The sequence below is a fragment of the Telluria sp. LT2P80 genome (assembly GCF_059685955.1).
Window position 1 is genome coordinate 157,000 of sequence record NZ_JCASIO010000003.1, and the last position, 21,808, is coordinate 178,807.

Annotated in this window: 16 protein-coding genes and 1 pseudogene; 12 read left to right on the top strand and 5 right to left on the bottom strand. The window is 66.1% G+C overall.

Annotated features, from left to right (window positions below; all coding sequences use genetic code 11):
* The first annotated feature begins 224 nt into the window (after positions 1-224).
* The 4 genes from AC56LW_RS10000 to lpdA are packed head-to-tail and all read left to right on the top strand — an operon-like array spanning position 225 to position 5,265.
* Complete coding sequence (locus tag AC56LW_RS10000; RefSeq protein ID WP_332532000.1) at positions 225-1,457, top strand: 3-methyl-2-oxobutanoate dehydrogenase (2-methylpropanoyl-transferring) subunit alpha; 1,233 nt, start codon at positions 225-227, stop codon at positions 1,455-1,457.
* 2 nt (positions 1,458-1,459) lie between these two features.
* Positions 1,460-2,506: an alpha-ketoacid dehydrogenase subunit beta gene (locus AC56LW_RS10005; protein ID WP_229424618.1), complete on the top strand. Its 1,047-nt coding sequence runs from the start codon at positions 1,460-1,462 to the stop codon at positions 2,504-2,506.
* A gap of 2 nt (positions 2,507-2,508) precedes the next feature.
* Complete coding sequence (locus AC56LW_RS10010; protein ID WP_499633918.1) at positions 2,509-3,858, top strand: dihydrolipoamide acetyltransferase family protein; 1,350 nt, start codon at positions 2,509-2,511, stop codon at positions 3,856-3,858.
* Positions 3,859-5,265: a dihydrolipoyl dehydrogenase gene (gene lpdA / locus AC56LW_RS10015; protein ID WP_499633920.1), complete on the top strand. Its 1,407-nt coding sequence runs from the start codon at positions 3,859-3,861 to the stop codon at positions 5,263-5,265. It begins immediately after the preceding gene.
* 65 nt (positions 5,266-5,330) lie between these two features.
* Here the strand turns inward: lpdA and AC56LW_RS10020 are convergent, their stop codons facing one another.
* The 3 genes from AC56LW_RS10020 to AC56LW_RS10030 all read right to left on the bottom strand — a co-directional run bounded on the left by AC56LW_RS10020 (position 5,331) and on the right by AC56LW_RS10030 (position 7,001).
* The gene (locus AC56LW_RS10020; RefSeq protein ID WP_499633922.1) at positions 5,331-5,966 is read right to left on the bottom strand and encodes a TetR/AcrR family transcriptional regulator; all 636 of its coding nucleotides are present in this window, start codon (positions 5,964-5,966) and stop codon (positions 5,331-5,333) included.
* Between the two features lie 382 nt (positions 5,967-6,348).
* Positions 6,349-6,699 carry a hypothetical protein gene (locus AC56LW_RS10025; protein ID WP_499633923.1) on the bottom strand — a complete coding sequence of 117 codons (351 nt, stop codon included), beginning with the start codon at positions 6,697-6,699 and terminating at the stop codon, positions 6,349-6,351.
* A 107-nt stretch (positions 6,700-6,806) separates the two neighbouring features.
* A complete protein-coding gene (locus tag AC56LW_RS10030; RefSeq protein ID WP_499633925.1) occupies positions 6,807-7,001 on the bottom strand; it encodes a hypothetical protein in 195 nt (64 codons plus the stop codon).
* Here AC56LW_RS10030 and AC56LW_RS10035 point away from each other — a divergent pair.
* Positions 7,000-8,421 (top strand): annotated as a pseudogene (locus AC56LW_RS10035) (methyl-accepting chemotaxis protein); the annotation flags it as partial. The gene AC56LW_RS10030 and the pseudogene AC56LW_RS10035 overlap by 2 nt on opposite strands.
* Positions 8,422-8,544: 123 nt before the next feature.
* On the opposite strand, the gene AC56LW_RS10040 reads toward AC56LW_RS10035, so the two are convergent.
* Positions 8,545-9,513 (bottom strand): IS1595 family transposase, encoded by a 969-nt coding sequence (locus AC56LW_RS10040; RefSeq protein ID WP_499633926.1) that lies wholly within the window; start codon positions 9,511-9,513, stop codon positions 8,545-8,547.
* Between the two features lie 208 nt (positions 9,514-9,721).
* Here AC56LW_RS10040 and AC56LW_RS10045 point away from each other — a divergent pair, with 208 nt between their 5' ends.
* The 6 genes from AC56LW_RS10045 to AC56LW_RS10070 all read left to right on the top strand — a co-directional run bounded on the left by AC56LW_RS10045 (position 9,722) and on the right by AC56LW_RS10070 (position 19,996).
* The gene (locus tag AC56LW_RS10045; RefSeq protein ID WP_499633928.1) at positions 9,722-10,675 is read left to right on the top strand and encodes a DMT family transporter; all 954 of its coding nucleotides are present in this window, start codon (positions 9,722-9,724) and stop codon (positions 10,673-10,675) included.
* Positions 10,676-10,878: 203 nt separating this feature from the next.
* Positions 10,879-13,137 carry a TonB-dependent receptor gene (locus tag AC56LW_RS10050; protein ID WP_499633930.1) on the top strand — a complete coding sequence of 753 codons (2,259 nt, stop codon included), beginning with the start codon at positions 10,879-10,881 and terminating at the stop codon, positions 13,135-13,137.
* Positions 13,138-13,182: 45 nt separating this feature from the next.
* On the top strand, positions 13,183-14,526 hold the full coding sequence (locus tag AC56LW_RS10055; RefSeq protein WP_499633932.1) for an oxygenase MpaB family protein: 1,344 nt from the start codon (positions 13,183-13,185) through the stop codon (positions 14,524-14,526).
* Positions 14,527-14,733: 207 nt separating this feature from the next.
* Complete coding sequence (locus AC56LW_RS10060) at positions 14,734-15,570, top strand: carotenoid biosynthesis protein (protein ID WP_499633933.1); 837 nt, start codon at positions 14,734-14,736, stop codon at positions 15,568-15,570.
* A complete protein-coding gene (locus tag AC56LW_RS10065; protein ID WP_499633935.1) occupies positions 15,567-19,067 on the top strand; it encodes a hybrid sensor histidine kinase/response regulator in 3,501 nt (1,166 codons plus the stop codon). The genes AC56LW_RS10060 and AC56LW_RS10065 overlap by 4 nt, the downstream gene beginning before the upstream one ends.
* The gene (locus AC56LW_RS10070) at positions 19,064-19,996 is read left to right on the top strand and encodes a diguanylate cyclase domain-containing protein (RefSeq protein ID WP_499633937.1); all 933 of its coding nucleotides are present in this window, start codon (positions 19,064-19,066) and stop codon (positions 19,994-19,996) included. Before AC56LW_RS10065 ends, AC56LW_RS10070 begins: the two co-directional genes overlap by 4 nt.
* A gap of 45 nt (positions 19,997-20,041) precedes the next feature.
* Here AC56LW_RS10070 and AC56LW_RS10075 read toward each other — a convergent pair whose 3' ends face one another.
* Positions 20,042-20,647 (bottom strand): DedA family protein, encoded by a 606-nt coding sequence (locus tag AC56LW_RS10075; RefSeq protein WP_332531988.1) that lies wholly within the window; start codon positions 20,645-20,647, stop codon positions 20,042-20,044.
* A gap of 194 nt (positions 20,648-20,841) precedes the next feature.
* On the opposite strand from AC56LW_RS10075, the gene AC56LW_RS10080 reads away from it, so the two are divergent.
* The gene (locus AC56LW_RS10080) at positions 20,842-21,765 is read left to right on the top strand and encodes a LysR substrate-binding domain-containing protein (protein WP_499633939.1); all 924 of its coding nucleotides are present in this window, start codon (positions 20,842-20,844) and stop codon (positions 21,763-21,765) included.
* Positions 21,766-21,808: the final 43 nt, after the last annotated feature.

Below are 21,808 nucleotides of genomic sequence, written 5' to 3' on the forward strand. Positions count from 1 at the left end.
ACCCGCGCGTCTTTCCTTCGAAAATTAAATTGCTGCATCGCGTTGCGAGCACAACCTGGCCCTAAACACAGCATGACGCTGCACGAGCCCGCCGTTTCGTCTGCGGCCGCCGCTCCCGTATGGTGCATAGCAATATGAAAATAGTTCGTCGCAGTTGACGTAAACGTCAATCAGCACGCTATGATCTTCATGCTGCACACCACCTCACAAGGGAAAGCACATATATGAGCCAGAGCAATCCTCTGTCGCTGCACGTACCGGAGCCTACCGGCCGTCCGGGCTGCAAGACCGATTTTACGTACCTTCAGTTGACCCCTGCCGGCGCTGTCCGGCGCCCGCCCATCGATGTGGCCCCGCTCGAGACGAGCGACATGGCCCAGCAGCTCATACGCGTGCTCGACGAGCACGGCAACGCCGTCGGCCCGTGGGCCGAAGCGCCCGACCGCGACCTGTTGCGCTTCGGCCTGCGCACGATGATGAAGACCCGCATTTTTGATGCGCGCATGGTCATCGCCCAGCGCCAGAAGAAAATGTCGTTCTACATGATCAGCCTCGGCGAAGAAGCGATCGGCACCGCCCACGCGCTCGCGCTGCAGGACGGCGACATGAATTTCCCGACCTACCGCCAGCAAAGCCTGTTGATGGCGCGTGAAGTGCCGCTGGTCGACATGATCTGCCAGCTGCTGTCGAACGAGCGCGATCCCCTCAAGGGCCGCCAGTTGCCGGTGATGTACTCGGTGCGCAGCGCCGGCTTCTTCACGATTTCCGGCAACCTCGCCACGCAATACCCGCAAGCGGTCGGCTGGGCCATGGCCTCGGCCATCAAGGGCGACACCAAGATCGCATCGGCCTGGATCGGCGACGGCGCCACCGCCGAATCCGACTTCTCCACCGCCCTTACCTTCGCCCACGTGTACCGCGCGCCGGTCATCCTCAACGTCGTCAACAACCAGTGGGCAATCTCGAGCTTCCAGGCGATTGCCGGCGGCGAGAGCGTGACCTTCGCGACCCGTGGCGTGGGCAGCGGCATCGCGTCGCTGCGCGTCGATGGCAACGATTTTCTGGCCGTGCTGGCCGCCTCGCGCTGGGCCGCCGAACGGGCGCGCAGCAACCTCGGTCCGACGCTGATCGAATGGGTGACCTACCGCGCCGGCCCTCACTCGACGTCGGACGATCCGGCGCGCTATCGCCCGGCCGATGATTACGCCCGCTTCCCGCTGGGCGACCCGATTGCCCGCCTGCGCCAGTACCTGACCAATCTGGGCTGGTGGTCAGACGAGGAGCACGACGCGACGCACACGGCGCTCGAAGCCGAGATCCTGGCCGCGCAAAAAGAAGCCGAGAGTTTCGGCATCCTGGGCGACGAGCGCGCACCGAGCGCTGCGACGATGTTCGAGGACGTTTATAAAGACATGCCGGAGCACTTGCGCCGTCAGCGTCAACAGCTGGGGGTATGAGCATGGCACGCGACGATTTACCAAAAGATGCGGCCACCGTGCCGATGACCATGATCCAGGCGCTGCGCTCGGCCATGGACGTGATGATGGAACGCGACGACAACGTCGTCGTCTACGGCCAGGACGTCGGCTACTTCGGCGGCGTGTTCCGTGTGACTGACGGCTTGCAGGCGAAATATGGCAAATCGCGTGCATTCGACGCGCCGATTTCCGAAGGCGGCATTGTCGGCACCGCGGTCGGCATGGCCGCGTATGGCCTGCGTCCGGTGGTCGAGATCCAGTTTGCCGATTATTTCTATCCGGCGACCGACCAGATCGTGTCCGAGGCGGCGCGCCTGCGCTACCGCTCGGCTGGTGAGTTCACGGCCTCGATGGTGATCCGCATGCCTTGCGGCGGCGGCATCTACGGCGGCCAGACCCACAGCCAGAGCCCGGAAGCATTCTTCACCCACGTGTGCGGCCTGCGCACCGTGATGCCGTCGAACCCGTACGACGCCAAAGGCCTGCTGATCGCATCGATCGAGAACGACGATCCGGTGATCTTCCTGGAACCCAAGCGCCTGTACAACGGCCCGTTCGACGGCCACCACGACCGGCCTGTCGTGCCATGGTCGGGCCACCCGAAAGGCGATGTCCCGACCGGCTACTACACGGTGGAACTGGACAAGGCGGCCATCGTCCGCCCCGGCAACGACGTCACCGTCATCGCCTACGGCACCATGGTCTGGGTCGCTGAAGCCGCCGCCCGTGAATCGGGCGTCGATGCCGAGGTGATTGACCTGCGCAGCATCTGGCCACTCGACCTGGACACGCTCGTCAAGTCGGTGCAAAAGACCGGCCGCTGCGTGATCGTGCACGAGGCCACGCAAACGAGCGGCTTCGGCGCCGAACTGGCCGCGCTGATTCAAGAGCACTGTTTCTACCAGCTGGAAGCGCCGATCGGGCGCGTGGCCGGCTGGGACACCCCGTATCCGCATGCGCAGGAATGGGCTTACTTTCCGGGGCCCGACCGTGTCGGCGCGGCCCTGAAACGCGTGATGGAGGGTTGATCATGGGGATTCATGTCATCAAGATGCCGGACCTCGGTGAAGGCATCGCTGAAGTGGAAGTCGTGGCCTGGCACGTCCAGCCGGGCGACACGGTGCGCGAAGACCAGGTACTGGCCGACGTCATGACCGACAAGGCGACGGTGGAAATTCCGTCGCCCGTCGCCGGCACAATCACGAGCCTGGGCGGCGCCATCGGCCAGTCGCTGGCCGTCGGCGCGGAGCTGATCCGCCTCGAAGTCGCCGGCGCCGGCAACGTCAGCGCCGACAAGGCGCGCCGTGAACCCGTGCAGTCCGGTGCGGCCACCGCGCCGGCCGAAGAAGTGGCCGAACCGCAGCTCGAGGCCGTGGCGGCGCATGCGTCAGCCGCGCCAGCGCCGGCCGCTGCACCAGCCAAGCCGGCACCTGCTCCGGCAGCCAAGCCAGCGCCAGCCAGGGCGGGGTCCGGGGCCGGTGGACCGCTGCGCGCCGACGGTGAAAAACCGCTGGCCCCGCCGGCCGTGCGCCAGCGCGCCTGGGATCTGGGCGTCGAGCTGCAGTTCGTGCCCGGCAGCGGGCCCGCAGGCCGCATCACGCATGCCGACCTGGATGCGCACGTGGCCGGCCGCCGCGGCGGCGCGACCAATGGCGCGATGGACGAACGCTATGCCGAACAGCACGGCGAACACGCCACGCAGATCATTGGCCTGCGCCGCAAGATCGCCGAGAAGATGCAGGAAGCCAAGCGCAACATCCCGCACTTCACCTACGTCGAAGAAGTCGACGTGACCGAACTCGAAGCGCTGCGCCTGCAACTCAACGCCCGCTACGGCCAGGAGCGCGGCAAGCTCACACTGCTGCCGCTGCTGATGCGCGCCGTGGTACTGGCGCTGCGCAGCTATCCGATGATGAACGCGCGCTACGACGACGAGGCCAACACACTGACGACGTACGACGCGGCCCACATCGGCATTGCGGCGCAGACCGAATCGGGACTAATGGTGCCGGTCGTGCGCCACGCCGAATCGCGCGACCCATGGTCGAGCGCCGCCGAAATTGCACGCCTGGCCGAAGCCGCCCGCAGCGGCAAGGCCACGCGCGACGAGCTGACCGGCTCGACCATCACGATCACGAGCCTGGGCGCGCTGGGCGGCATCGTCACGACGCCTGTCATCAACCGGCCCGAGGTCGCCATCGTCGGCGTGAACCGTATCGTCGACCGCCCAGTCATTCGTGACGGCGCGATGGTGGCGCGCAAGATGATGAACCTGTCATCCTCGTTCGACCACCGCGTCATCGACGGCATGGTGGCCGCCCAGTTCGTGCAGTCGATCCGAGGCTACCTCGAATTTCCTGCCACCCTGTTCGTGGAGTAAGTGATGGAGACAATCAATACGACGCTCCTGATCATCGGTGGCGGCCCGGCCGGTTACGTGGCGGGCATCCGCGCCGGCCAGTTGGGCATCCCCACCGTTCTCGTCGAAGGCGCGCAACCGGGCGGCACCTGCCTGAACATCGGCTGCATTCCGTCCAAGGCGCTGATCCATGCGGCCGACGAATACGCCAAGACCGTGCATTACGCGGCGCAAACGTCGCCGTTGGGGATCAGGGTCGAGGCCCCCAGCATCGATCTCGACAAGACGGTGGCCTGGAAGGACGGCATCGTCAAGCGCCTGACAGGCGGCGTGGGCGCGCTGCTGAAGAAACAGGGTGTGCGCGTGGTACGCGGCTGGGCCCGTGTCCTCGACGGCAAGACCGTCGAAGTGCAGCCGCATGAGGGCAGCGGGCAAGAGCCGGTGCGCATCCGCTGCGAACACATGCTGCTGGCGAGCGGCTCGCACGCGGTCGAACTGCCGTTCATGCCGTTTGGCGGTCCGGTCATTTCGTCGACCGAGGCGCTGTCATTGAGTGAGGTACCGCGCCGTATGGTGGTGGTTGGCGCCGGTTATATTGGGCTGGAACTGGGTACGGCGTTTCGCAAGCTGGGCAGCCAGGTCACGGTCGTCGAAGCAGCCGAACGCATCCTGCCTGCCTACGATGCGGATCTGGTCAAACCGGTTGCCAGTTCACTCGAGCGCCTCGGTGTCGAGGTCCGTCTGGCGACATCGGTGCTGGGCATGGAGGGCGAGCGGGTCAAGGTGCGCGACGCGTCCGGCGTGGAAGCCTATCTCGAGGCTGACCGCGTGCTGGTGGCCGTGGGCCGCAAGCCGGCAACCACCGGCTGGGGCCTCGAACACCTGATGCTCGACATGAACGGGCGCGCCGTCAAAGTCGACGAGCAATGCCGCACGTCGATGCGCAATGTCTGGGCGATTGGCGACCTGACCGGTGAACCGATGCTGGCGCACCGCGCGATGGCGCAGGGCGAGATGGTGGCCGAGATCATCGCCGGCAAGCGGCGCTGGTTCCATCCGGCGGCCATTCCGGCTGTCTGCTACACCGATCCCGAAATCGTGGTGGCCGGCATGTCTCCTGGCGAGGCCGCAGCGGCCGGCATCGACGCCATCAGCGCGAGCTTCCCGTTCAGCGCCAACGGGCGGGCGATGACGATCGAGAGCACCGACGGTTTTGTCCGCGTCGTTGCGCGCAAGGACAATCACCTGATCCTGGGCTGGCAGGCGGTGGGCGTCGGCGTGGCCGAACTGGCGGCTGGCTTCACGCAGTCGATCGAACTGGGGGCACAACTGGAAGATGTGGCACGCACGATCCACGCGCATCCAACGCTCGGTGAAGCGGTGCAGGAAGCAGCGCTGCGCGCGCTGGGGCACGCACTGCATATCTGATGCAGGCGCCATCCCGCACAGGGATGGCGCTTCTGCCCGGCTTTCCTTTTATTGACCGTGACTGATTACGCGCTGCCGGCTGGCGCGACGCGGGGCCGCTTGGACAGTGCTGTACCAAGGCGCAGCGCCGCCGCGACTGCCTCGTCGATCGGCGGCTTGTAGTCGCACGCGATCCAGCGCATGGCAATATGGATCACGCCGCCAATGACGCCTGCCTGCAATAACTCATCGTCCAGCAAATCGGGCGCGACGAGCCGCGTGACAGCCAATCCGAATTCATGGAGCGATTCATCGAAGGTGCGGTCCACGGCAGCACTCACACCACGGATTTCGACGAGGAATACACGTGCTGAACGGGGATCGCGCTGGATCGAAGAGAAATAAGCGTAGAGCATGGCTCGCGACCGGGCAATCCTGCCGCCGCGTGCCGATTCCCCGGCGAGCAACACTCTTTCACGCACCAGATCGGTGATGAAAGTGTAGCTGGCGATCAAGAGCATTTCGCTGTTTGCGAACGATTCGTAGAAGTAGCGCTCGGTGAGACCCGCGGCATCGCAGACCGCCTTGACGGTCGCATTATGATAGCCGCGCTCACCATACACACTGATGGCGCCGGCAATGAGGCGGTTACGCCGGTCGGCGCGACGCTGCTCCGGCGTCTGTCCGCGATAGGAGCGAGTGTTTGAAAGCTCTTGAGTCATTGCAACATTCTGACACATTATCACTAATAATGATGACAATCTGCCATGTCAGTCATTGCAACTGGGTCAAGGGCGTGACACTTCCACGGGCATCCGATGTTCACCCGCAGACAGCAGGTAATTGACGCACCTGCTGTTCAATTTCTCTATGCAAACAGGGTGATGGCACCGCACCCGATGTGCAAATCTGAGCCGGATCGAATCGAAGGCGCCAGCAGTTGGCATCATGCTCTCGGTTGTGGCCAAACACCGTTATCTGGCAGACAAGGTGACCAGGTCCATTCTAGTCCACTCGCGCCACGCCGGCGAGCCTTAATGGAGATCTCGCGTGGCGCCGGCGAACGCTGCAACGCGATTCGCCAGCCCAGCAGCAGGTCAGTGCTTATTTGTTGTCCGCCCCTTTGCCAGCGCGGTCGCTGGTACCGGCAGCGGCGGCCTGACTGCCTTGCGTGCCATTCTCGTCAGTCTTGCCCTGGAAACCTTCATCGGTCTGCTCTTCGGTCGATCCACCCGCCAGCAGATCATCGGTGCGGCCGAGCTGTTGCAACCCGCCACCAGCCGTTTCGTTCTCACTCTCGGTATTCGTCCCCGGCGCCGCCTGCTTGCTGCCGCTACCTGCGACGTCGCCAGTCGAGCCGGCACCCATCGTTGCCACGCTCGTCGTGCCGGTGGTGAGCTGGTCCCAGTTACGGCCCTTGACGTCCTGATCCTTGTTGTCGTTATCGATTGGCATGCTGTACTCCTGATGTGTGATGGATGCAGTCATCTTATGCCGATCGCGCACTGCCGCCATAGGCGTTTGCGCCCGTTCCCTGTAGGACTGGGAGCGCACGACATGCATCATCGAGGCCATAAGACAATCAGCACCACTACCGAGTTGCAGTTTTGCCTCAATGCAACATTTTTCGAGCCTGCAGCGTTATACTGCCGACGAACTGCCTGCCCGGCGTCGCTCGTGCAGGCGTGGTTTGCGCATTCCATCATCAGCAGTCCGGTATCCGGCACTGCACCACCGATTTTCAGGATCATCCCCATGAAGAACATACCTTTAGGCGCTCGCCTCGGGCTGGGCTTTGCCATTGTGCTGGCGCTGCTCGTTGCACTGAGCGCGACCGCCCTCACCCGCATGGACGAAGCAGGCAGCAAGACCCATCGACTCGTCAACACCAGCATGAAGAACCAGCGCAATATCGCCGAATGGCGTCGCAATATCGAAGTCAACACCGCGATCAACGAAACCGTCTACCACGCGCCCGATGCGGCGATCCTGGACGTCATTGCCGCCCGCCGTGCTGCCATCACGGCGCGCTCGAACGAACTGCAGCAGGAGATCGACGCGGCACTTGCCAACCCGGGCGTGCGCGAGCAGTTCAAGACCGTCAAGGCAGAGCGCCTGGCGTACATGGCCGCGCGCGATGCGCTGTTTGCGGCCAAGCGCGCGGGCGACCAGGCCCGGGTTGACGACGTCTATCGCACCCGCGTGACACCGCAGACGGACTCGTATCTGGCAACGGTACGCAAGTTCGCCGACATGCAAAGCGCGGCCACGGGCGTCATTGCAACGACCATCCTCGATTCGTACGCCAGAACCAGGGTCATCCTGTTCACGCTCGCCGGTGCTGCCCTGCTGCTGGGCATTGGCTGCGCCTGGTGGATCACCCGCTCGATCACCCAGCCGCTGCGCAGCGCGGTCGCGGTGGCCGAGCGCGTTGCAGCGGGCGACCTGACCAGCCGCATCGAGACAGGCCGGCGCGACGAAGTCGGCCAGTTGCTCGATGCGCTGGGCCGCATGAACGGCAACCTCGCCGGTATCGTCGGGCAGGTACGCGACGGCACCGCGACGATCGCGCACGTCTCGGGCGACATCGCCAGCGGCAACCAGGACCTGTCGGCCCGCACCGAGCAGCAAGCCGGCTCGCTCGAAGAAACGGCTGCCTCGATGGAAGAACTGACGTCGACCGTCCGCCAGAATACCGAGCACGCTCACCGCGCCAACAGCCTGGCCGCCACTGCTGCCGGCGTGGCCGGGGAAGGCGGGCGCATCGTGGGCGATGTGATTGGCACGATGGGGCGGATCGACGCCTCGTCGCAGCGCATCGTCGACATCATCGGCGTGATCGACGGCATTGCATTCCAGACGAATATCCTGGCGCTCAATGCGGCCGTCGAAGCAGCCCGCGCCGGCGAGCAGGGTCGCGGCTTCGCCGTCGTTGCCGGCGAAGTGCGTACGCTGGCCCAGCGTTCGGCGGCCGCAGCCCGGGAAATCAAGGGGCTGATCGACGATTCGGTTACGCAGGTACGCGAAGGCACGCGCCAGGTCGACCTGGCCGGGACAACCATGCAGCAGATCGTGCACAGCATCGGCCAGGTCACGGTGATCGTGAGCGAGATCGCCGCCGCCAGCGAAGAGCAGAGCGCCGGCATCGAGCAGGTCAATACCGCGCTGGTCGAGATGGACCGCGTCACGCAGCAAAACGCTGCGCTCGTCGAAGAAGCCGCTGCGGCGGCCGACGCGATGCGCGAGCAGGCCAGCCAGCTCGCGTCGGTCGTGGCCACGTTCCGCCTGGCGCAGTCAGTGTTATCTGTTGATGACGCTGATAGCAATGCGAAGCAATTGGCCTGGCAAAATAATTCGCTCTCCATCCAGCGCCCAGCGCCAGCCCAGGTAATTGGGCAGGTAGCGCGACGCCACGCCGCGAAAGCGCTGTAGCCAGGCCTTGAAACGCTGATGGTAAGCGTTAACGTTCTGCACGTGGACAGCAAGATTGCCCAGTCGTCTCGCACGCTCACCGGCGCGCAGGTTGACCGTCTCGTGCGCGATCCTGTGCTTGCGTGCAAATGCGCGGTAGGCGGTGTGGCTGTCACTGACCAGCAAGGACTGCTGATCGAGCCTGGGCAGCAAGTTACGCTCGAGCTGCGCAGCCGTCAGTGCGCCGCGGCCAGTGACGGCATCGACCGTGCGGCCCTCACGGTCGCGCGCGACCAGGATACAGTCCAGTTCGCTGGAAATGCCCGGTTTGGCAGCGTGGCCGCCGCGGTGGCGCGGCGGCCGATCAAGCGTGCGTGAACCTTTTTGTGATTCGAGCAGAAATGTTTCATCGGCCTCGACGATGCCATTGAGGATTGCGGGCCGGTCGAGCTTGACCCAATGCAGGAAGCGATGGCGCCAGCGAAAGGCAGTGTCGCGGTGTACGCTAACCCGGTTTGCTGCCTTGCGCACGGGGAGTGAATCGAGCAGCGTCTGAGAATACGCAAGCCATTTGGCCTTGAGCCTCAGCCGAGCCAGCGGCGTACCGGTCAGGTCGTTGAAGGTGCGACCGCAAGCGCAGCAGCGGTAACGCTGCAAGTCGTTGGCGAACCCGTGCCGGTAGCAACGCTCATTGCCGCATCTGGGGCAGCAGCGGCCTGGCGCCCTGGCCTCACTGATGAGTGCGACTACCTGATCCAGCCCGGCTGCAGGGTGCAGGGCATCGAGCACTTGCCGACGCTGGGGCTGGTTCAGCGAAGGCAGTTTTGCAAACCAGCCCTTGAAACGCGGCGCTTTCATGATCGACTCCTGACGCTGTGGACAGGGGTTGGACCACTGGACTGCTCGTCAGTTCAAAAGTAGTCTCTATTTAACGCTGACTGCGCCTTCCGCCTCGAACCGGCCACGGCGCGCGGCGTACGCCTGGCGCCGCCGGCGTCCGTTCTTGCATTGGCGGCCTGAGCCGCTGCTAGAATGCCCGGCTGACGGCGTCACGGAAGGAACAGGCATGGGTATCGGTGTGTTGTGCGGCTTGCTGGCTGGCGCCATGTGGGGCATCGTGTTCGTTGCGCCGGCGTATCTGGCCGCGTTCACGCCGCTGCAACTGACCGTCGGGCGCTATCTGGCCTACGGCGCCATCGCCCTCGCGCTCCTGGGCCCGCGCCTGCGCACCCTGCTCGCCAGCCTGTCCCGGACCGATCTGTACGCTCTGGCGCGTCATGCGCTGGCCGGCAACCTCGTGTATTACGTGCTGCTGGCGTACGGCGTGCAGTATGCGGGCGTCGCGCCCACCTCGCTGATCGTCGGCATGGTGCCGCTGGTCGTCACGCTGCTCGGTCGCCATGACCATGGCGCCGTGCCGCTGCGGCGCATGCTGGCCCCGCTGCTGCTGGTCGCAGTTGGCATCGCCTGCATCAACATCGACACCTTCATGCATGCGCCGCCCGACGCATCCGGCATCGCCATCGCCGGCGGCGTGCTGTGCGCCACCGGCGCCTTGCTGTGCTGGAGCTGGTACGCGCTCGACAATGCACGCTACCTGAAGAGCAACCCGCGCTTTGGCAGCGGCGAATGGTCGGCGCTGTACGGCCTGGCCACGGGCGTGCTGTCCCTGGCGCTCGCCCCGTTCGCGTTCTGGGATGCCGGCGGGCCAGTGGCTGGCGAGCGCGACTGGACCGTGTTCTGGGCCTGCAACGCTTTGCTGGCGCTGGGCGCATCGGTCATCGGCAACCATTTCTGGAACGTGGCGAGCCGCCGCGTGCCCGTCACGCTGACAGGCCAGCTGATCCTGTTCGAAACCCTGTTCGCGCTGCTGTACGGCTGCATTTATCGCGGCGCCGGACCACGGCCGCTCGAACTGGCGGCAATCGCGCTGCTGATCGCCGGCGTGGCCTGGTCGGTCAGGCTGCACGGCGCCGTTGGGAATGACAAAATCATCAGTCCTGGTGCCGAGCTTCATTGACAGATTACTCAGTCAACACGCTGACCGTTGCGTACAGGTGTCATTTTTGTTCAATTAACTTCCCCGGACTATTTCGCCTCGGGATGTACTGCTAGACTCTCGGGCGTGGAATTGCTCAGCGCAATTAAATTTGCCACAAAGAACAACATTGGACATGCGTTGCCCAGGACGGGCACGCAGTTGTCCCACCGGGAGTGGTATCAATGAAAGCAACACCAGTCCGCCCAGCGCACACGCTGCTGGCCGCGGCCGTATCCATTATCGTCTGCAGTATCGCCAGCGCGCAAACTGCGCCCATGCTGCACAGTGGCCAGGACAGCGGCCAGGCCGTGCCGGAAGTCGTCGTCACCGCCCAGCGCACCGAATCCCTGGCGTCCCGTACGCCGCTTGCGATCAGCGTCCTGTCCGGCGAGCAGTTGCGCGAGCTGGGCGCCGACAGCGCTGCCACCATTGGCCCGCGCCTGCCGAATGTCTACATCGACCAGGCGTTCTCGGGCCTGCGCCTGACGATCCGTGGCATCAGCAACAGCGACACCACCGACAAGGGCGACCCGTCGGCCGCCTTCATGCTCGACAGCGTGTACATCGCACGGCCAGCCGGCCAGAGCGGCAATTTCCTCGACGTCGACCGCATCGAAGTGCTGCGTGGCCCGCAGGGCACGCTGTATGGCCGCAACACGACTGCCGGCCTGGTCAATGTGATCTCGAACCTGCCAACTGACCGCTTCGAGGGCGCCATCGGGTTCGAAGCGGGCACCTACGACCGGCGCAAGGTCGACGGCGTGATCAACGTGCCGGTGAACGACATGCTGGTGCTGCGCGCCGCCGTGAGCACGTTGCAGCATGACCCCTACCTGAACAACGGCCAGGGCACGCTGCTGCGCCCCGGCATGGACCAGGACGACCGTGACGCGCGCCTGAGTGCCAAGCTGGCACTGGGCCGCGACGCCGCGCTGGTGCTGCGCTACGATCATGGCCAGGCCAAAGGCAATAACGATCGCTTCGTGCCGGACACGAATTTCTATACCGGCGTGGCCAGCGGCAAACCCGTGTACCGCGACAGCACGACCGACGAACGCCTGACCAACAGCTTCCGCCCGCCGAACATGACGCCCGTGCAGGGCTGGCAAGACCGCGTGGCCCGGGGCTGGTCCGCCGACCTGCGCTGGGATCTCGGTCCCGCCACGCTGTATTACCTGGGCGCGCGCCGCAAGCTGGACCAGGAACTCCGCCAGAACTACTACTACCGCGTGGCCCCGCAGCTCGCCCTTGGCGTGATCAACAACTACGACGGCCACAACGAGCAGGATTCGCATGAGCTGCGCCTGGCCACCAATGGCGCCGGCCCGCTCAGCGCCCAGGGCGGCTTGTACTACTTCAGCGAAACGTCCGACACGTCGTACGCGTTCCAGGGACTGCAAGCGGTCGGCTTGCCGCCGTATTACGCGTTTCCGCTCGTGACCGAAGCGCGCAGCCGCGCCGTGTTCGGCCAGCTGACCTGGCGCGTGGTCGACGGCCTGCGCCTGACCGCCGGCGCGCGCCGCACCGAGGACGACAAGGACCGCGTCGGCTCGACCGATTTCCGGCAAGGGCCCGTGTTCAACGCCGCGACCGACCGGCGCCTGCTCAATGCGGCCGAATTGAATACCGCGCGCACGACCTGGCGCCTGGGACTTGACTACGACCTGCTGCCCACGACGCTGCTGTATGGCAGCCTGGCCACCGGCTACAAGGCGGGCGGCTTCAACGACGGCTGCATCGCCGGCAGCACCGCGCTGGGCATCGCTTGCCCGGCGGAAGTGGCCGTATCGGAAAGCGCGCTGTACTACCAGCCGGAAGAACTGCGCGCTTGGGAAGCCGGCGTCAAGTCGCGCCTGTGGGGTGGCCGCGTCACCGTCAACGCCGCTGCCTTCGTATACGACTACACGAATCTGCAACTGAGCGGCACCGCCATCGTCTCGGGCGCCCCGCGCATCCTGACGGGCAATGCCGGCGTCGCCCGCTCGCGCGGCCTGGAACTGGACGGCGACATCCGCGTCGGCAGCAACGGGCGCCTCAGCTACAGTGCCACCGCGCTCGACGCACACTATGTGTCGTACAACCCGACCCCCACCGCGTCATGGGCCGGCCGCAAGCTCGATCGGGCGCCAAGCCACGTCTACACGCTCGGCTACGAGCACCGCTTCGGCGTGTTTGGCGGGCAGCTGCATGCGGGGGTGTTCTCGCGCCGCAGCGCCGAGTATGTGATCACGATTCCGAGCCAGCTGCTCGAATACCGGATTCCCGCGCACACGACCACCGACGCCACACTGCGCTACGCCCCGGCCGGCGGCGCCTGGAGCCTGCTGGCGCGCGTGCGCAACCTGGAAAATTCGGTGCGCCCGTCGCTGATCGACAGCTTCGGCATGACCACGCCGACGGCGCCGCGTACGGCCGACGTGCGCCTCGATCTGCGCTTCTGATCCACAGCTGGAACCCTGCCTCCCCTTACCTCACAAGGAACGCCGATGGATCGCATTGCCCCCGAGTTGCTCTGTCCAACGCTGCGCGCCGACCCGCCCGCCGATGACACCGTCGCGCGGATGCTGGCCGGCGCCAGCGGGCCGGGCGAGCTGTCGGCGCGCATCGCGCAGATCAACGGCGAACTGGCGCGCTGGCAGACCAATGGCGCGCTGGCGGCCTGGCAGCCCGGGCCCGGTCTCGATCCCCGCGCGGCCGAGGCGTTGACCGACTACCTGGCTGCCTGCCAGCACTTGCCGGCGTGGACCGACCGGGCGGCCATCGCGCGCGCCGAGACGCTGTTCATGGACATGAGCATGCTCTCGTGCACGCTGCTGTTCTGCGCCAGCCTGCCCGAATGCTATGTGCTGCCCGACCTGTCGGCGGTGCTGCACGCGGCCGGCCAGCTTGAGGCGCACACCGATTACCGCGTGCGCTCCACCGCCGCCATGATCTTCCCGGTCATGCTGGCCGGCGGCCTGACCACGCCCGAAGGGGGCGGCGTGGCCCAGGCGCTCAAGGTGCGCCTGATTCACGCCACCATTCGTTATCTGATCCTGCGCGGCACGCCGAATGACGCAGTAGACGCCCCACCGGTGCCGTCGCTGGCGCCGGCGGGCGGCGGCATCTATCACACGCTGTACGCGCACGGCTGGGACACGTCGGTCAACGGCCTGCCATGCAATCAGGAAGAACTGGCCTATACCCTGCTCACGTTCAGCTACGTGTTCGTGCGGGGCCTGCGCACGCTGCGCCTTGCGCTGCCCGCGCAGGATGAAGAAGCCTACCTGCACACCTGGAACGTACTGGGCCACGTGCTGGGCATCGAACAGGGCCTGATGGCGACCACGATGGCACAGGCGCAGCACGATTTCGAGGCCATCCAGGCGCGCGCCCGCCTGCTGGTGCGCAGGCCCGATCCGCGCCCGCTGCTGGCGGCGGACCTGATGAAGGCGATGGAAAACGAGATCCCGATCCGGCTGCTGAAACCCGTGCCGACCCTGCTCACGCGCCTGCTGTGCAAGGGCGACGCCAGGCGCGCCCTGGATCTGGACGCGCGCGTGCCACTGCTGGCGCGGGCCGTGTTCGCGCTCGCACTGGCAGCCGTGCGCTGTATCGACGCCGTGGCGCGCGTGTTCGTGCCCGGTTTTTCGCTCAGCCGCATGCTGACGCGCGCGCTGGGCCAGCGCCTGGTGACGCACTTCCTGCTTGACCTGACCCGGCCGCTGCGCCTGCCCGACGCGCTGCTGAACGACGTGCATGCGGCCGCCAGCACCTGGCGCACGGACCCGAAGGCATCGCACTGGATACGTCGCCTGGAAGCGCGCCTGGCCGGGAGGCCGCCGGCCTGATCGGCGCTGTAGACCGGCAGTGGGCGTCCAGGGAACACCACAGCCGTGCGAAAATGTTACATTCAAGAATCACAATGCTGTTGCTCGCAGGGATGACCTGCTAGACTGTCAATATAGACTGTCATTATCGCAACATCCCCTGTCAACACTCGGGCGCAGACGTCATTTCGACCAAACAGTTCGCGCCTCGCACCGATGAATCCGAAGATGATGCCCTCGCCAACTGTCCTGTCCCGTCTTGCTGCAGCGTTCGGCGGCGCCGCCCTGCTGGCGCTGCTGCTGCGCGGCTGGCATGCCGGGACCCAGTTGCTGGTCGCCAGTTCAGTACTGATGTTCCTGGCGTGCCTGGCCAGCGCAGCGCGCGTGCTCGGCCAGCGTGCGGCCATCTCCCTCGTGCTGATCGCGCTGCCGGTCGGCTGGCTCGCCGAAGAGATGGGCGCCAGCTACGGCTGGTTCTTCGGCAGCTACCACTACACGCCGGTCCTCGGCCCGCAACTGGGCAGCGTGCCCGTGGTCATTCCGCTCATGTGGTTCGCGCTATCGTATATCGGCTATGTGATGGCCAACCTGATCGTCTGGCAAATCCCGGCCGATGGCGCCACGTCGATCCGCCGCAGCATCGTCATGGCCCTGCTTGCCGCGCTGATCGTGACCGCCTACGACCTGGGTGTCGATCCGTACATGGTCTACAAGCTCAAGGCCTGGATCATGGTGAAGGACGATGGCTGGTGGTTCGGCGAGACGCTGCAGGGCTTTGCCGGCTGGATGCTGGTGGCCTGCAGCATCGTCTTCGTGTTCCGCCTGCTGTTGCGCCGGACCGGGGCGCGCCCGGCGCCGGCCGCGCGCACGCGCGATGTCCTGGTCCCGCTCGGTCTGTACGGCGCATTGATGCTGTTCGAAGCCACCCAGGGCGTGCCGGTCGAAACGCGCACCATCGCCCTGTTCGTGATGGGCATGCCGCTGTTGTGCGCCGCATGCGGGCTGTATCGCTGGCAGCCAGTACCTGCCGTTTCAGCAAGGGCTGCGGCCAGGGGTACAGCATGACGTACTGGATGAAGCGCGCCACGTGCGCGCGCATGGCTGCCTTTGCATGCCTGGCAATACTACTCGTGCTGGGCATGATGGCTGCGACGCCGGCCATGGCCCAGACGTTGCAGTTGACGCGCGACGCCGGCGTCGTCGATGCCTGGCCGGCCGTGACGACGCTGGCCGATCCCGCCAACGCACTCGACGCCCCTGCCGCACTGGCCGCAGAGGCGCGCTTTGCGCGGCCAGCGACCGCCGACGCCAGCCTGGGCATGCAACCGGGGACGACCTGGGTCCGGATCCCCGTTGCAGTGGCGCGCGATGCCACCAACGGCTGGGTGATGCAGATCGATTTCGCACTGCTCGACGAGGTCGACGTCTGGGTACGCTTCCCAGGCGGCCTGCGCAAGGTCGCCAGCGTCGGGCGCATGCAGCAGCAGTCGGGCGATGCACTCAAGGGCCGCGTGCCCGGCGCCGTGCTGCGCCTGACGCCGGGCACGGCCTACACCGTGCTGCTGCGCGTGAAGACGGTCGGCCCCAAGATCCTGCCGATCAGCTTCATGCAGCCCGACGCGGTCCTGCCGGCCGAACTGGGCGAGCAGCTGATGCAGGGCGTCCTGCTGGGCCTGCGCGTGACGCTGATCCTGTACGCGCTGGGCCAGTGGTATGCGCTGCGCGAGCCGCTGTTCGGCAAGTACGCGCTGCAGGCCACCGGCGTCACGCTGTATTCGGCCGCCTGGTTCGGCATCGCCGGCCAGTACCTCTACCCGGGCAATGCCTGGCTGCTCGAACACGGTGCGGGCCTGGCCTCGATCATGGCCTCGTGCGGCGCCTACCTGTTCGTCGAGCAATCGCTCGCGCGGCCCGGCCGCGACCGCATCTTCAGCCGCATGATGAAGACGCTGGCCGCGCTGTGCCTGGTCACCGCGATCGGCTTCGCCGCCGGCGTCATCAATCACAAATACCTGGTCCTGATCGTCGGCACGCTGGGCATCATGCCGATGCTGCTCGGCCTGCCCGGCGCCTACCGGCGCGCGCGGACGGGCGACGCGGTCGGCATTTACTTTCTGGCCGGCTGGGCGGTGGCATTTGCGGCCGCATTCGTCACCGCGCAGCTCATCAATGGCAAGCTCCCGGCGAACTTCTGGACCATGCACGCGCTGGTCTTCGGCAGCACCTTCGACATGCTGGTGTTCATGCGCATCCTGGCCCTGCGCACCGAGGCGATGCAACAGGCGATGCTGCGCGCCGAAGCCAGCACCCGCATGAAGTCGGAATTTCTGGCCAATATGAGTCATGAAATCCGCACGCCGATGAACGCCATCATCGGCATGAGCCGGCTGGCCCTGATGAGCGAGCCAGCGCCGCAGCTGCGCAATTACCTGAGCAAGATCCTGGGCGCCAGCGAGCACCTGATGGGGATCATCAACGACATCCTCGACTTTTCCCGCATCGAGGCGGGCAAGCTGCAGGTGGAAGCGGTGCCGTTCGACCTCGACGAGATGCTCGATCATCTGGCGAGCCTGACCGGCGTGAAGACCGACGCCAAGGGCATCGAGCTAATCTTCCGGGTTGGCCCCGGTGTGCCGCAGCGCCTGATCGGCGACCCGCTGCGTCTCGGCCAGATCCTGATCAACCTGACCGGCAATGCCGTCAAGTTCACCGAGCGCGGTGAAATCGTGGTGGCCGTCGAGGCGCAGCAGGTCGACGGCAACAGGATCGTGCTGGCCTTCACGGTCAGCGACACCGGCATCGGCATGACGCCCGAGCAGCTGGCGCGCCTGTTCGTCTCGTTCAGCCAGGCCGACAGCTCGACCACGCGCAAGTACGGCGGCACGGGCCTAGGCCTGTCGATCTCGCGCCAGCTGGTCGAATTAATGGGCGGCGAGATCGCGGCGCGCAGCACGCCGCACGTCGGCAGCAGCTTTACCTTCACCGTGCAGCTGGGGATCGCCGAAGGCCATGCGGCCGCCAGTGCGGTACGCAAGGCGCTCTTGCTCGACGTGCGCGCGCTGGTCGTTGACGACAGCGCCACCGCGCGTGGCGCGCTGGCCGAAATGCTCGCCGGCCTGGGCGTGCACGCCGATATGGCCGCTTCGGGCGAAGAATGCCTCGCGCTGCTGGCGCAGGCCGCGCGCGACCGGAACCCCTACCAGATCGTACTGATGGACTACCTGATGCCGGGCCTGGACGGCATGCAGACCATCCACCGCATTCACCGGCACGCCGAAAACCAGGGCGACGTGACGCCGCCGCCGGCGATCCTGATGATCTCGGCCTGCACGCGCGAGACCGTGATGCAGGAGCAAGGGGAAAGTGAGCTGCCGATCGACGCGTTTCTGCACAAGCCGGTCGGCCCGGCGCTCCTGTACCACAGCCTGCTGCAAGTATTGCACCCGCAGCTGGGCGCCGTCGACACGGTCGACAACTACCTGCCGGCCCTGGCCGACCTGCCGCGCCTGGATGGCGCGCGTATCCTGCTGGCCGAGGACAACGACAACAACCGCGAAGTCGCCCTCGACTTCATGGCCGCCGCGCGCATGCAGGTCGATGTCGCGTTCAATGGCGTGGACGCGGTGCGCATGGCGCTGGCCGGGGACTATGACCTGGTCCTGATGGACATCCAGATGCCCGAGATGGATGGCTTGACGGCCACACGCGAGATCCGGCTCGACCCGCGCCTGCGCGCGTTGCCGATCGTGGCCATGACGGCGCACGCGCTGCCCAGCGACCGCGCGCTGAGCCGCCTGGCCGGCATGAACGACCATGTGACCAAGCCGATCGACCCCGACCTGCTGTTTTGCACGCTGCTCAAATGGATCGATCCGGCACGCCTGGCAGGCCGCGTGGCGCCGCCCGCCATGCGGCCCGCCCCGTCCACGCTGCAGCAATCGTCCAGCCGGCCGCTGCCGGCAGTGCCGGGCATCGACTGGCGCATGGCGCTGGAGAATGTGAATGGTCAGCGCAGCCGCCTGGAAAAGCGCGCCGGCAGCTTCATCCGCGAATACGCCAGTGCCCCGCGCATCCTGCGCGAAGCGCTGCAGGCGGGCGACCACCCGCGCCTGCAAGCACTGGCGCACAACCTGAAGTCGAGCGCCGCCTACGTGGGTGCGTTCGAACTGAGCAGCGCCGCTGCGCGTCTCGAGCAGGATCTGCGCGCCGGCCAGTTCGACCGCGTCGGCATCCAGGTGCCGGCCCTCGTGAACGCGGCCGACACGGTACTGTCCGGCCTGGCCCAGATGGCGGCGCTGGCACTGCCGACAGCGGGCGATCCGGAAGCGCTGTCGCTGGTGATCGCGCGCCTGGACAGCTACCTGCGTACCGACGATGCGCGCGCCGAAGACGCCCTGGCACAGCTCGAGTCGCTGCTTGGCACGCAGACCCACGCCGATCCCGTCGAACAGGCGCTGGGCGCCGTGCGGCGTGCTGTGGCCGAGATCGAGTATGCGGCGGCGCTGGCGCCGCTGGCGGCCCTGGGCGCGCAACTCGATCTCAGCCTGGAAGGCAGCCAATGAATATCGATCAGTCGCAAAAAGTGCTGGTGGCCGACGACGACGCCATCAACCGCGAAGTGCTGGGCGAACTGCTCAAGCCCGACTATACGGTGCTGCTGGCCCGCAATGGCGCGCAGACCCTGGAACGCGCCGGGCGCCACCTGCCCGACCTGATCCTGCTCGACGTGATGATGCCGGACATGGACGGTTACGAGGTGTTGCGCCGGCTGCGCGGCGATCCGCAGACGGCGCACATCGCCATCATCTTCATCTCCGGCCTGGACCGGCCCGAAGACGAAGCCAATGGCCTCAAGATGGGCGCGTCGGACTACATCGTCAAGCCGTTCAACCAGACCGTCGTGATGGCGCGCGTGGCGCTGCACCTGCAGGTCGTGCGCCAGCGCCGGATGCTCGAACGCCTCGCCAATATCGACGGCCTGACCGAACTGGCCAACCGGCGCCGCTTCGACGAAGTGTATGAGCAGGAATGGCAGCGCGCCTGCCAGAGCGGGCTGCCACTGTCGCTGGCCCTGCTCGACATCGACGCCTTCAAGCAGTTCAACGACCGGTATGGCCACCCGGCGGGCGACCGCGCGCTGCGCTCGGTGGCGCGCACCGCTGGCGCAGCCATGCACCGGCCGGGCGACCTGGCGGCGCGCTATGGCGGCGAAGAACTGCTGCTGTTGATGCCCGAGACCGATGCCCAGTCCGCGCATGCGATCGCCGAAGCGCTGCGCGCGGCCATTGCCGGCCTGGCGATCCCGCACGAAGCATCGAGCGTTGCGCCGGTGCTGACCGTCAGCATCGGCGGCGCCACATTCGATCCGGCCGGCACCGAACAACCGTTCGAACTGTTCGAAGCGGCCGACGCCCAGCTCTATCGCGCCAAGCAGGCCGGGCGCGATCAGGTGTGGTGGCGCGCGCTGGCGCTGGCGGCGGCGTCCGCTTAGCCGGCAAGCCGGCCTGGCATGGCCTGGCCAGCAGCCATGAACGGTTCAGGTCTTGCTACGCGACTTGAATGTCACCACGCGGTACAGATACCAGCCGAGCAGGCCGATCAGGACTGCCTTCGACACCGGATCGACATACTCGGCCACGCGCTCGTACTGGCTCTCGAGTGCATAGCCGGCGCCGGTCAGGATACCGGTCCAGATCAGCGAACCGATCGTCGAGAACAACAGAAACTGGCCCATCGACATGTTGGCCAGACCGGCCGGCACCGAAATCAGCGTGCGGATCGCCGGAATCAACCGCCCCAGCAGGACCACTTTCTTGCCGTGCTTTTCGAAGGCGTCCATCGCATGCTCGATGTCGCCGTGGGTGACGGTCATCCAGCGCGCGTGCTTGTCGGCGAAGGCTTCGAGCCGCTCCTTGCCATACACCTTGCCGGCGTAATACCACGGCAAAGCGCCTGCTACCGATCCGGCGGTGCCGGCAAGCAGCACGCCGATCACGTTCAGGTCACCGCGCGCAGCGACAAATCCGGCAAACGGCATGATCAGCTCGGATGGAATCGGAGGAAAAATGTTTTCCAGCGCCATCAGCGCGAAGACGCCGAGATAGCCGCTCTTTTGCATGAACTCGGTGATGAACTCGAACACGGGACGTACTCCATATGATTGGGCAGCCCGTACGATACCAATTTTCAAAACCAGGCATCTGTTCTGCTGCGCACGCATGGCGAGCGCGCCGGCCAACCATGGCGACAGAATCAGACTGCTATTTTCGCCCCGGGGGCTTGGTGGCGCCCGCGCTTGCCGCTACCATGGCTGGATACCGATTCCAGGATGCCTACTTGCTCAAGCTCAGCCTCGACGCCCTTCAGATCATCGACACCATCGCCCGCCGAGGCTCGTTCGCGGGCGCGGCCAAGGAATTGTTTCGCGTGCCGTCCACCATCTCGTACACGGTGTCCAAGCTCGAGGACGACCTGGGCGTGCGCCTGTTCGACCGCTTCGGGCCGAAGGTCACGCTGACGCCGGCGGGCCAGGCGTTGCTCAAGGACGGCCGCTACCTGCTGCGTGCTGCCGGCGACCTGGAGTCGCGCGTGCGGCGCGTGGCCTCGGGCTGGGAAACGGACTTTGCGATCGGGATGGATTCGGTGCTGGGCGCGGGTGGCCTGCAGCCGGACATCGAAGACTTTTACCAGGTCGCCGACCACACGCGCCTGCGCATCGTGCGCGAGTCGCTGGGTGGTACCTGGGACGCCCTGCTCGACCGCCGCGTCGACCTGCTCGTGGGCGCTGCCGGCGACGGGCCGTCGGGCGGCGGCTACACGGCCGAACCGATCGGCACGAGCAGCTTCGTGTTCGCGGTCGCCCCGCACCATCCGCTGGCAGCGCTTGACCATCCGCTCGACAAGGCCGATCTGCTGCCGTACCGGGCGATCACGGTGTCGGATTCAGCGCGCGTGCTGGGCGCGCGCACCGTGGGCATCCTGTTCGGACAGGCCACGCTGGCCGTGCCCGACATGCGCACCAAGTACGAGTTCCAGGTGCAGGGGCTGGGCTTCGGCTTCCTGCCCGAGGCCTGGGCCAGGCCGGCGATCGCGCGTGGCCAGCTCATTGAAAAGCAGGTGGTGGAACCCAAGCCCGACGAAACCTTTTATCTGGCCTGGCGCAGCACCGAGGACGGCGCGGCGCTCACCTGGTGGATCGACCGGATGCGCACGAGTTCACCGTTCGCGCGCATGGCCGTCGATCCGTGTGCGGCTGCATAAAACGACACGCACACGACACGCCGCCCCGGGATCGGGGCGGCAT